Source organism: Serratia sp. NPDC078593 (genome assembly GCF_050268245.1).
In the GTDB taxonomy this organism is placed as follows: domain Bacteria; phylum Pseudomonadota; class Gammaproteobacteria; order Enterobacterales; family Enterobacteriaceae; genus JBNNGK01.
In genome coordinates this window covers 146,637-158,428 of the sequence record NZ_JBNNGK010000008.1, presented here as the reverse complement: position 1 = coordinate 158,428, position 11,792 = coordinate 146,637, and the positions used below count along the sequence as shown (strand labels likewise).

The 11,792-nt window shown below is 52.6% G+C and carries 13 protein-coding genes; 5 read left to right on the top strand and 8 right to left on the bottom strand.

Annotated elements, in window-relative coordinates:
• Positions 1–15: 15 nt before the first annotated feature.
• From ACQKDS_RS11365 to pspA, 6 genes are all read right to left on the bottom strand, one after another.
• Positions 16–1,077 carry a TIGR01620 family protein gene (locus ACQKDS_RS11365; RefSeq protein ID WP_399670185.1) on the bottom strand — a complete coding sequence of 354 codons (1,062 nt, stop codon included), beginning with the start codon at positions 1,075–1,077 and terminating at the stop codon, positions 16–18.
• On the bottom strand, positions 1,074–2,471 hold the full coding sequence (locus ACQKDS_RS11360) for a YcjX family protein (protein WP_399670182.1): 1,398 nt from the start codon (positions 2,469–2,471) through the stop codon (positions 1,074–1,076). Before ACQKDS_RS11360 ends, ACQKDS_RS11365 begins: the two co-directional genes overlap by 4 nt.
• Before the next feature lie 118 nt (positions 2,472–2,589).
• On the bottom strand, positions 2,590–2,832 hold the full coding sequence (locus ACQKDS_RS11355; protein WP_399670179.1) for a phage shock protein PspD: 243 nt from the start codon (positions 2,830–2,832) through the stop codon (positions 2,590–2,592).
• A gap of 91 nt (positions 2,833–2,923) precedes the next feature.
• Positions 2,924–3,283, bottom strand: a complete 360-nt coding sequence (gene pspC / locus ACQKDS_RS11350; RefSeq protein WP_399670176.1) for an envelope stress response membrane protein PspC — start codon at positions 3,281–3,283, stop codon at positions 2,924–2,926.
• Positions 3,283–3,510 carry an envelope stress response membrane protein PspB gene (gene pspB, locus ACQKDS_RS11345; protein WP_399670172.1) on the bottom strand — a complete coding sequence of 76 codons (228 nt, stop codon included), beginning with the start codon at positions 3,508–3,510 and terminating at the stop codon, positions 3,283–3,285. The genes pspC and pspB overlap by 1 nt, the downstream gene beginning before the upstream one ends.
• 61 nt (positions 3,511–3,571) lie before the next feature.
• Positions 3,572–4,237: a phage shock protein PspA gene (gene pspA, locus ACQKDS_RS11340; protein ID WP_399670169.1), complete on the bottom strand. Its 666-nt coding sequence runs from the start codon at positions 4,235–4,237 to the stop codon at positions 3,572–3,574.
• Between the two features lie 184 nt (positions 4,238–4,421).
• Here pspA and pspF point away from each other — a divergent pair, with 184 nt between their 5' ends.
• Positions 4,422–5,432: a phage shock protein operon transcriptional activator gene (gene pspF, locus ACQKDS_RS11335; RefSeq protein WP_399670166.1), complete on the top strand. Its 1,011-nt coding sequence runs from the start codon at positions 4,422–4,424 to the stop codon at positions 5,430–5,432.
• A 176-nt stretch (positions 5,433–5,608) separates the two neighbouring features.
• Here the strand turns inward: pspF and ACQKDS_RS11330 are convergent, their stop codons facing one another.
• Together ACQKDS_RS11330 and folE2 are read right to left on the bottom strand one after the other, a co-directional pair.
• Entirely contained in the window at positions 5,609–6,169 is a 561-nt protein-coding gene (locus ACQKDS_RS11330) for a carbonate dehydratase (protein ID WP_399670163.1), read from the bottom strand.
• Positions 6,159–7,088, bottom strand: coding sequence for a GTP cyclohydrolase FolE2 (gene folE2 / locus ACQKDS_RS11325; protein ID WP_399670160.1), 930 nt, complete (start codon positions 7,086–7,088; stop codon positions 6,159–6,161). Before folE2 ends, ACQKDS_RS11330 begins: the two co-directional genes overlap by 11 nt.
• A gap of 216 nt (positions 7,089–7,304) precedes the next feature.
• Between folE2 and sapA the strand changes: the two genes are divergently transcribed.
• The 4 genes from sapA to sapD are packed head-to-tail and all read left to right on the top strand — an operon-like array spanning position 7,305 to position 11,791.
• On the top strand, positions 7,305–8,960 hold the full coding sequence (gene sapA / locus ACQKDS_RS11320; RefSeq protein WP_399670157.1) for an ABC transporter substrate-binding protein SapA: 1,656 nt from the start codon (positions 7,305–7,307) through the stop codon (positions 8,958–8,960).
• Positions 8,957–9,922 carry a putrescine export ABC transporter permease SapB gene (sapB, locus tag ACQKDS_RS11315; protein ID WP_399670153.1) on the top strand — a complete coding sequence of 322 codons (966 nt, stop codon included), beginning with the start codon at positions 8,957–8,959 and terminating at the stop codon, positions 9,920–9,922. The genes sapA and sapB overlap by 4 nt, the downstream gene beginning before the upstream one ends.
• Complete coding sequence (gene sapC / locus ACQKDS_RS11310) at positions 9,909–10,799, top strand: putrescine export ABC transporter permease SapC (protein ID WP_399670150.1); 891 nt, start codon at positions 9,909–9,911, stop codon at positions 10,797–10,799. Before sapB ends, sapC begins: the two co-directional genes overlap by 14 nt.
• Entirely contained in the window at positions 10,799–11,791 is a 993-nt protein-coding gene (sapD, locus tag ACQKDS_RS11305; protein ID WP_399670147.1) for a putrescine export ABC transporter ATP-binding protein SapD, read from the top strand. The genes sapC and sapD overlap by 1 nt, the downstream gene beginning before the upstream one ends.
• Position 11,792 lies beyond the last annotated feature (1 nt).

The window sequence follows — 11,792 nt, the reverse complement described above, 5'->3', positions numbered from 1 at the left end:
GTGCGGTCATGCCCGCTATTTGTCTTTTTTCTCGCTTTTTTTCATGGTTTCTTTCAGTTGACTCACTAACTGGCCGCGAAAATCACCCAATTTGGGTTTATCGCCCTCCAGCCACGGCAGCGGACGGCACAGCTCCATGGCTTTGATCCCCAGGCGCGCCGTCAACAACCCTGCGCCAATCCCCTGCGCGGCTCGGGTCGACAGGCGGGCCGCCAAATCCTGCGACATCCAATCCATCCCCACCTCGCGCACCAATTCAGACGCACCGGCGAAAGCAATATTAAGCAACACCAGCCGGAATAGACGTAGACGGCTGAAGTAACCCAACTCAATACCGTACAGTGCCGCAATGCGGTTAATCAACCGAATGTTACGCCAAGCGATGAATGCCATATCCACCAACGCCAACGGGCTGACGGCGATCATCAGCGTGGACTCCGCCGCAGAGCGACTGATTTCACGGCGAGCCTGATTATCTAATACCGGCTGTACCAGCTTGGCATACAGCGCCACCACTTCACGATCATTTTGCGTTTCATGCAGCGATGCCTGCCAACGTTGTAACGCCGGATGCCCGTTATCTAAACCGGCCTGTCGGGCCAGCTTCTCGCAAAAATCACGCCCCTGACCCAGTCCGTGACTGTGCAACAGTTCTCGCGCCACATCACGCTCTTCGGCCCGTTGGCGCAGACGATACAGGCGACGCCACTCCGTCACCACCGATCCCACGCCAGCACAAACGATTAACCCACCAGCGACGCCGCCACCCAGTGCAATCCAGTCCTGTTGCAGCCACGCGTTATGTACCCACTGCACACCTTGCGCCACCACGCTGACGCCAAACAGCGTCAGACCGGCCGTCACCATTTTTCGCCACAGGCTGCGTTTAGGTTTCAATGCCGCGTTAACGATCCCTTCGGCGCGCCCTTCTTCCTCTTCTTGATCCAACTCAGGCGCTGCCGGAAAGAAATTTTCCGCCTGCCGCTCGTCAAACGTCATGCCGGCCCGTAATAGCGGTTCTTGCGGCGGTTGCAGCGGCTGTTCAAAATCAATACGCGGTTTTAATGGTTCGCTCATCGCAATTTATCTCCCAATAAGAACTCCATTACCGCGTCTAATCTAATATGCGGTAACGGGCTATCCACGCTCATCAACTGCGGGCGAAACTGATCAAAATGAAACCCATGATTCTGCCAGAACGCCGAACCGGGTAACCGCGAAGGCACTTCACCGGGGAATACCGTTAACGGTGCACCATCATCCAGTCGATTGCCCTTTAAAGCAGGTATCCGTTGCCCTTGATGATCAACCATCCCGCTTTCTGTCGCCTGCACAGAGGCTAGCCCGACACAATCCATACTGATGCCTTCAAAGGCGGCATTTTGCCACGCTTCCTGCACCAATTGTTGTAACAGGGAAACCAGATTGGCGTGCTGATCGGCAGTAATGTGGTCAGCCTTGGTGGCGGCGAACATCAGTTTATCGATGGTCGGTGAAAACAAACGACGGATCAGCGTGCGCTTTCCATAGTGGAAACTTTGCATTAATTGGGTGAGCGCCAGCCGCATATCATTAAAAGCCTGCGGCCCACTGTTAAGCGGCTGTAAACAATCCACCAAAACGATCTGGCGATCAAAGCGGACAAAGTGTTCTTTGTAGAAATTTTTGACAATGGATTGGCAATAATAATTGAAACGCGCGCGCAGCATGCCAACGTTCGTCTGCTTATCGGCCTGAGCCAGTTTGGCTTCACTGGAGGTATCTATATTCGGCCACGGGAAAAACTGCAACGCTGGCGCACCAGCCATATCCCCCGGCAAGACAAATCGCCCCGGTTGAATAAAGTGCAGCCCTTCCGCTTTGCAACGCAGCAGATAATCGGTATAAGCCTGCGCAATCGCTGCCAGTTTGTTCTCATCGGCAGGCGCTAAGGGGTCCAGCGTTTTGCATAACGCCAGCCACGGTCTTGCCCATTCGGCGCGGTCACCTTGCAATAATCCAGCCATTTGCCGCGACCAGGCCAGATAATCCTGCTCAAGCATCGGCAAATCCAGCAGCCATTCCCCCGGATAATCGACGATTTCCAGATACAGCGTGGAGGTGTCTTTAAAATGGCGCAGCAGCGAATCATTAGAGCGGTAACGCAGTGCCAGACGAATCTCACTGACACCACGCGTTGGGGTCGGCCAGCTCGGCGGTATGCCGTATAACTGCGCTAACCCTTCATCATAAGTAAAACGCGAAATGCCCAGATCGCGCTGCGGAATGCGTTTTACACCTAGCAATCGCTCCTCACGCACCGGCGAAAACAGCGGCATACGTGCGCCGCTGTGAACATGCAGTAATTGATTAACGAAGGCAGTGATGAAGGCCGTTTTACCGCTGCGGCTTAGGCCGGTTACGGCAAGCCGCAGGTGGCGATCCATCCCGCGATTGACCAGCGAGGTAAGCTCATTTTGCAGTCGTTTCATTCTTCTCCTTGGCGTAGAAACCTTTAAGTTCAAACCGCAGCGATGTCGATTTTACGCTTTATCTTAGTCAGTGACTTCGCCACGCTTTTGAGGGGTCGCCCTTACTGCATGGTGCCATCTAGCGAGCATAACGCCCAAATAATTTCGTTAACCCTTTGCGGAATATCGGCTCCAGCACCATCGCCAGCACCAAGCGAACCGGTTTACGACTGACGGTTTTCAGCAACCATGATGTCGCCCCCACCGGTCCGTAACTCATTAACGCTATGATGATGACTTTAGACAATGTCTTCAACATTGCACCGGCTCCTCGTTTAAATGTGGCGAATTTTTCGCCATTAACAGCATGCGGCGTGTTCATCAGAGATATCCTCCAGCAAAATGACGCAGGGATAAGCAGGCCCCCTGTTCGACCTGCGTGACACACAGGTCGCGCATCATCGCCAAGGGCGTTAAAGTTTGCGGAATCGGCTTTGTACGCCAAACGTATCAGAGGTCACATAACGCTCAACCCGCCGTAACTGTTGCTCACCGCTGCCCAGTTCATATTCCAACTGATCGAGCAACTGACGCGGTGTAGGTTGATGTTCGCCAGCAAAATGGCTAGATGGCGCTTCTTCCAGCGCAAACGCCAGCACAAAATAGGCGACAACCGTCAGGAAAAACAGTCCAAAAATCATCGAAAGTATGACGATAACGCGGATTAAACGCACCGGCACATCGAAATAATGGGCCAGCCCAGCGCACACCCCTTTCACCCTCCCTTCGTCGGGAACACGATACAGTTTTTTGCTGCCCAAAGTGTGATTCATCAAGACTGTCTCCAGTTAGGGTGTTCCGCATCCAGGATCTCTTCTAAGGCCTGAATACGTTCACGCATGCTTTTCGCCTCTTCGGTAAGCTGCGCCAAACGCCGCATCTCCTGATGGCTAAGTTGAATGCCGCTTTGCTGCCGATTGCTGTAATGCAGCCAAAGCCATATCGGTGCGACAAACAAAACAAAAATTGTCAACGGGATGGCAAGTAGTAACGCACTCATTTCTTTTCCTTCTTACTTTATCTTTTAAGATACGGCCGCCATTGAGACGGCCTCAGCGGCATTACTCTGAGCGGTTCATTTTGGCTTTCAGCGCCGCGAGTTGCTCGCTAATTGCGTCATCCGCTTTTAACTCGGCAAATTCTTGATCCAAAGACTTCTTTTTGCCGATGCTGATGCTCTCAGCTTCCGCTTCCATGTGGTCGATACGGCGTTCAAATTGTTCGAAACGCGCCATCGCCTCATCCAGTTTGCCACTATCCAGTTGACGGCGCACATCGCGTGAAGACGATGCTGCCTGATGACGCAGCGTTAATGCTTGCTGGCGCGCGCGCGTTTCGGTCAGTTTATTCTCCAACTCGCCGATTTCACTTTTCATGCGTGACAGCGTTTCCTCAACGGTGGCGACTTCCTGCGTCAGCGTCGCGATCAGATCAGAGACTTTTTGTTTCTCTATCAATGCAGCTCGCGTCAAATCTTCTTTGTCTTTACGCAACGCCAGTTCCGCTTTTTCCTGCCAGTCGTTGAGTTGCGTTTCACCCTGTTCAATACGACGTAACAGTTGTTTTTTCTCCGCCAGTGCCCGCGCTGACGTTGAACGCACTTCCACCAGCGTGTCCTCCATCTCTTGAATCATCAACCGCACTAATTTCTGCGGATCTTCAGCCTTGTCTAACAAGGTGTTGATGTTGGCGTTCACAATGTCAGCAAAACGAGAAAAAATACCCATAATTCACTTCCTCTTAGTCTTAACGGCGTCTCTAGCGCCATGTTGGGGGATACTGATTACCCCTAACTCTTATCAAAACACGTGCCAACTTTTATTCATTTGAAATATATAGATATTTTATTTTTGACTCTGCGCCACCATCCTGTAAAGTGATTATTTTCACCAAACATTGGCGAATTTCATCATGAGCGAGCAGATTGAAAACCTATTAGGCGAAGCAAATGCCTTTATAGAAGTACTGGAACAAGTTTCACAGCTGGCCAAATTGAATAAACCGGTGTTGGTGATCGGTGAGCGTGGCACCGGTAAGGAACTGATCGCCCACCGTTTGCACTATCTCTCCAACCGTTGGCAAGGGCCGTTTATTTCGCTTAACTGTGCGGCGCTGAATGAAAACTTACTGGATTCCGAACTCTTTGGTCATGAAGCGGGCGCATTTACTGGCGCGCAGAAGCGCCATCTTGGACGTTTTGAACGCGCCGATGGCGGCACGCTTTTTCTGGATGAACTGGCAACCGCCCCCATGCTGGTGCAGGAAAAACTGCTTCGCGTGATTGAATACGGCCATCTGGAACGCGTCGGCGGCAGCCAGCCGTTACAGGTGGATGTCAGATTAGTGTGCGCCACCAATGATGATTTACCCGCTCTGGCAGCGGCAGGCAAATTCCGCGCCGACCTGCTCGACCGCTTGGCCTTTGATGTCGTGCAACTGCCGCCATTACGCCAACGCCAGCAGGACATCATGCTATTGGCCGAACATTTCGCCATCCAGATGTGCCGTGAGTTGTCGCTGCCGTTATTTCCCGGCTTTACCGAACACGCGCGCGAAACGCTGCTCGGTTATGCCTGGCCCGGCAACGTGCGCGAGTTAAAAAACGTGGTTGAACGTTCAGTCTATCGCCACGGAACCAGCAACAGCGCGCTGGATGAGATCATCATTAACCCGTTCGCACCGCATACCGCCCAACCGCGACATGCGATCATCGATCATCAAGACACGGCGCTACCGACGCTACCGGTCGATTTTAAACATTGGCAAAGTGAACAAGAAAAACAACTGATAACCATGGCGCTGAAACAAGCTCGCTTTAATCAGCGCAAAGCGGCGGATCTACTGGGGTTAACCTATCACCAACTGCGCGGCATGTTGAAAAAATACCCACTGTTGCACTCGGCGTCGTCAGAGGAGGAATAAAGACCGCAACATGCGCACGTTTTAGCAGCCACCCTGCACCCGATACGAAGTGGCTGCGACTTAGGCCCATCGGTTACATATCTTCGCGTTAACCGATCTGACTCAGCACCGTCGTTTTGCCGGTACCAAGAAAACCGGAAGATACTGTAACAGGAAGTGGTTGCCTCATTACCTCGTCAAAATTCATTTCGTAATGCCTGATAGCCGCGTACCAGTTCAATATTGGTGCTGGCTACGTCTTCGGAAAATTGCAACGCATCGCGGTCGACCTGCGCGTAACGTGATAAATCACTGTCAGCACCGACGCGTTCCGTGGAAGGGATGTACAAGTTTTCCGGTAGCGTTACACCATCCACCACCGCGTTGTAACGTACGACACAGCCCGTGCGTACATGGCAGTTAAACAGCACGCTGTTAAAACCAATAAATACCCGATCATCGATACGGCACGGACCATGCACGATGGCTCGGTGGGCGATTGAGCTGAAACTGCCGATGGTCACTGCCGCCCCACTTTTAGAATGAATCACGACGCCATCTTGAATATTAGAATGTGCGCCAATGACGATCGGTTCCATTTCCCCTTGCAGGTTGACCTCATCGGCGCGGATCACCGCATACGGCCCCACGTAGACAAAATCGCCAATAATCACCCGGCCGCAGACAATGGCAGTCGGGTCGATATACGCTTTAGACGAAACTTGCGGCATATGACCGCTGGGGTTTTTACGCAGCATGCTTGCCCTCCCGCCACTTCATCTTCGCGACCGCGTTATGGGCGTGCAGGCTTTCTTGGTGTTCTACTTCTAGGCTGAAAGCGCGATAACGACAAGAATTGCGCAACGCAATAAACAACCGGCGCACCGCATCTTCGCAAAACATCAAGTTATGACCATTAGCCAAAGCGAACGCTTGTTCATCCTGCCGTTTGACCAAGGTCTGCACTGGCGTTGCAAGCGCGTGTTCAATACGATCAATCAGGGCGATCACCGGGAAGCTTTGTTCCCCATGCGCAAGTTCTACCGTCACCCACGCCCAACTGCGCTGGCTGTGCGGTGTCGCTGGCATGCCATCGGTGCCTAACCAGGCCAACACGTGTTGACGTTCCACCGCTGGCGACTCTGCTTCAAAATCCAGTTGAAATTGCTGCTGCGCCGCTTGACGGCTCAATGCGGCAGAACTTGGACAGGTTGATGAATACGGCACGCCAACCTTAAACCTCAACGTCAGAGACGCCCCAAGCTCCGCATCAATACGCAGCGGGTAACTTTTCCAGCCACGTTGCGGGCTGATCAATGCCGATCTTGACAGTAACAGTTCTCCCGTAATGGTTAATTGCGCACGGTCACTGTGCTCTGGTTGTGAACGGATAAACTCACTCAGCGTTGCGGCGATGCGTTGCGGAGTCAACTCCCCCTGTGTCAACGCATCTAACGCCAGATAAAGACGCGACATATGGATACCACGCTTGCCGTTACTGCTCGCACATAAATTGATACCCGCGCTGACTCTCGCCATCAGCGGTCGTCCCGCCAATTCCAGCGGCAACGCAATCTCTTGCATGCCAACCCAATCAATAGCAATTTCGCCCATCTCATCCTGCCAAGCTTGCGCATCTGGCAATGATTGAGCGGTGAACATGACTGCATTTTCCATATATCCCCTGACTCACATTGATGACTGATGAGGAAACGTTAACATATATTTGTTATGTTATAACATAACAAATTAGTTTTTTATGATAACCCCGTATCATTTCTCGCGGATTGCTCAATCAACCTGCAGAAAATACCGCCTTTATACGCAAGGAATTGGGCAGTTCGCCAGAGTGCGGTACACTAGCGCTATTGCTTATTAACCCATGAAGTTTCTATGCGTGGTTTTTCAATTTGGATACTGTCGTTGTGCTTTACCGGCTCAGCCATCGCGGCTGCGTCGCCGTTGCCAACGACCACTGCTGCAACCGCTCTGCCCGACGTACGGCAAAGCGGTTTTGTTTACTGTGTCAACGGCATACTGAATACGTTTAATCCGCAAATGGCCAGTAGCGGGCTGACGATCGATACGCTGTCTGCGCAACTGTATGACCGTTTGTTGGATGTCGATCCCTATACTTATCGGCTCATTCCCGAACTGGCACAACGCTGGGAAGTGCTGGATAACGGCGCAACCTACCGTTTTCACCTGCGAAAAGATGTGCCATTCCAAACCACCGATTGGTTCAAACCCACGCGGCGAATGAACGCGGATGATGTGGTGTTTAGCTTCCAGCGGGTATTTAATCAACGTCATCCGTACCACGACATTAACGGCGGCGAATATCCCTATTTCGACAGTCTGCAATTTGGCGATGCCGTACAAAGCGTGAAAAAACTCGATGCTCACACCGTCGAAATACGCTTGCAGTCGCCCGATGCGTCCTTCCTATGGCACCTTGCGACGCACTATGCGCCGGTATTATCAGCTGAATACGCGGATAATCTGACTAAAGCAGGCGATCAGGAAATGATCGATCGTGAACCGGTAGGAACCGGTCCGTTCATGCTCAATGAGTACCGCTCCGGGCAATATATCCGGCTGGCGCGCAACGATGCCTACTGGAAAGGTACTCCACGAATGTCACAGGTGGTGATCGACATGGGTGCCGGTGGCACCGGCCGTCTCTCGAAGTTGTTGACCGGTGAATGTGATGTGTTGGCCTATCCGGCCGCTAGCCAGTTATCGATCTTACGCGATGATCCGCGTTTGCGTCTGACGTTGCGGCCGGGCATGAACATTGCCTATTTGGCGTTTAATACGCGCAAGCCGCCGTTCAATGAGTTAAAAGTACGGCAGGCTATTTCGCTGGCGATCAACAACCAGCGTTTGATGCAGTCGATATACTATGGCACGGCTGAAACCGCCGCCTCAATTTTGCCTCGCGCCTCTTGGGCCTACGACAATGACGCCCACGTCACGGAATACAATCCGGCAAAATCACGGCAAATGTTAAAAGAGGCTGGTATTGAAAATCTGAGCCTCAAGCTATGGGTGCCGACCGCTTCACAGTCTTACAACCCTAGCCCGCTGAAAACGGCCGAACTGATTCAAGCCGACTTGGGCCAGGTCGGCGTGAACGTGACTATCGTACCCGTAGAGGGGCGGTTCCAAGAAGCACGGTTGATGGAAATGAACCACGATCTCACGCTAACTGGTTGGTCTACCGACAGTAACGATCCCGATAGCTTCTTCCGCCCACTGCTGAGCTGCGCAGCAATCCGCTCGCAAACCAACTATGCTCACTGGTGCGACCCAGGCTTTGACGACGTGTTGCAAAATGCCCTGCTTTCTCAGCAGCTTTCGCAACGTATCGAACACTACCAAAAGGCACAAAAAATTCTCGAACAACAGCTACCCGTTTTACCACTGGCGTCATCGTTGCGCTTACAGGCCTATCGATACGATATTAAAGGGCTGGTACTGAGCCCGTTTGGTAATGCGTCGTTTGCCGGGGTATACCGTGAAACGGCTGAGGGGGCACAACAGTGATTATTTTTACGCTGCGGCGTTTTTTACTGCTGATCATCACTCTGTTCTTACTCACGCTAGTCAGCTTTAGCTTGAGCTATTTTACCCCGCGCGCGCCGTTGAACGGCGCAGGATTATGGGATGCTTATCACTTTTATTTCTCCAGCCTTTTGCAATGGGATTTTGGTGTATCCAGCATTAACGGCCAAGCAATCAGTGAGCAGCTAAGCGAAGTGTTCCCGGCCACCATGGAGTTGTGCATTCTGGCATTTACCTTGGCGCTACTCGTCGGTATTCCGCTGGGCGTCATCGCTGGCGTTATGCGCGGCAAATGGCAGGACACCGCCATCAGCACCTTTGCGCTGTTGGGCTTTTCTATGCCGGTTTTCTGGTTGGCCCTGCTGCTAATGCTGTTCTTTTCCCTGCACTTAGGCTGGCTGCCGGTCTCCGGCCGGTTTGATTTGTTATATCAGGTTAAACAGGTGACCGGTTTTGCCTTGATTGACGCCTATCTGTCAGATTCACCGTACCGCGGTGAGATGATCGCGAGCGCACTACGCCATATGATACTGCCTATTACCGCGCTGGCCGTTGCCCCCACCACCGAAGTTGTACGCTTGATGCGGATCAGTACTGACGACGTATTCGATCAAAACTACATCAAAGCAGCGGCAACACGGGGACTGTCGCGCTTTACGATCATACGACGTCATGTCATGCATAACGCCCTGCCACCGATTATTCCCAAGCTTGGGCTGCAATTCTCAACCATGCTGACGTTGGCCATGATCACCGAAGTCGTCTTTAGCTGGCCAGGGCTGGGGCGCTGGTTAATTAACGCCATTCGCCAACAAGATTACGCAGCGATTTCAGCAGGCGTCATGGTTGTCGGCACCTTGGTGATCACCATTAACGTGTTGGCCGATATTTTAGGTGCGGCGTCCAACCCGCTGAAACATAAGGAATGGTATGCCCTTCGATAACGTATACCGCGAAAAGAAAATGCCCAGCCCGCTGCGCTACACTTGGCGGATTTTTTACGGCGACGCGCTGGCAATGATTGGGTTTTACGGCATGATCGCGCTGATTCTGCTGTCGCTCTTTGGCAGCCTGATCGCACCTTATGCGCTCGATCAACAGTTCCTGGGCTATCAGCTCCTACCGCCGTCGTGGTCGCGCTATGGCAATGTGTCATTCTTCCTCGGCACGGACGATTTAGGCCGCGATATTCTCAGCCGTTTACTGACCGGTACCAGCGCCACCTTCGGTTCTGCGCTACTGGTCACCGTTGCCGCGGCGTTCTTTGGTTTAATCTTGGGTATTTTTGCCGGGGTGACCCGCGGCCTGCGTTCGGCAGTGCTGAATCATATCCTCGATACTCTGCTGTCCATTCCTTCGCTATTGTTAGCGATCGTCGTCGTAGCCTTTATTGGGCCGAAACTGGAACATGCCATGCTGGCGGTGTGGTTAGCGCTGTTGCCGCGCATGGTGCGCACCATCTACAGCGCGGTTCATGACGAACTGGAAAAAGAATATGTGATTGCCGCCCGTCTTGACGGCGCGTCTACCCGGCAAATTTTATGGTTTGCCGTGATGCCCAATATCGCCGCCGTGCTGGTTACCGAATTCACACGCGCACTGTCAATGGCAATTTTAGATATTGCTGCACTCGGCTTCCTCGACTTGGGTGCACAACTGCCCTCGCCAGAATGGGGGGCGATGCTGGGTGATTCATTAGAATTGGTGTATGTCGCCCCTTGGACCGTTATGCTACCGGGAGCCGCGATCTTGATCAGCGTATTGCTGGTCAACCTATTGGGCGACGGAATGCGCCGTGCCATCAATGCGGGAGTGGAATAATGCCGTTACTCGATATCCGCAATCTGACGATTGAATTTATGACCGCCGACGGGCCGGTCAAAGCCGTTGATCGCGTCAGTATGACGTTGAGCGAGGGTGAGGTACGCGGCTTGGTGGGGGAATCCGGCTCCGGCAAAAGCCTGATCGCAAAAGCGATCTGTGGCGTAACCAAAGATAACTGGCGCGTCACCGCCGATCGCTTCCGCTTTAATGACATCGATTTACTGCAATTAACGCCGCGTGAACGGCGCAAACTGGTCGGCCATAACGTTTCGATGATCTTCCAGGAACCGCAGTCTTGCCTCGATCCCTCCGAAAGTATTGGTCGACAACTGGCTCAGGCAATTCCCGGTTGGACGTATAAAGGCCGTTGGTGGCAACGCATTAATTGGCGCAAGCGCCGCGCCATTGAGCTATTGCACCGCGTTGGCATCAAAGACCATAACGATATCATGGGCAGTTTCCCTTATGAGCTTACCGAGGGTGAATGCCAAAAAGTGATGATCGCCATCGCGTTGGCCAATCAACCACGGCTGTTAATTGCCGATGAACCCACCAATGCGATGGAACCTACCACGCAAGCGCAGATTTTCCGCTTGTTAGCGCGGCTAAATCAGAATAACAACACCACCATTTTGCTCATCAGTCATGATTTGCAGATGATGAGTAAATGGGCCAACCGAGTGAACGTGCTGTATTGCGGCCAAACGGTGGAGAGCGCTCAGTGTGACGACTTGTTAGCCGCCCCCCACCACCCTTACACCCAAGCACTAATCCGCGCGATGCCTGACTTCGGTCGTTCATTGCCGCATAAAAGTCGTTTAAACACCCTGCCGGGAGCCATTCCTTCACTGGAACATTTACCGATGGGCTGCCGTTTAGGCCCACGTTGCCCCTACGCGCAAAAAAGGTGTATTGAGACTCCACGTTTGCGAGCGGTGAAAAACCACCTGTTTGCCTGCCACTTCCCGCTGAACATGGAGGAGAAATAAT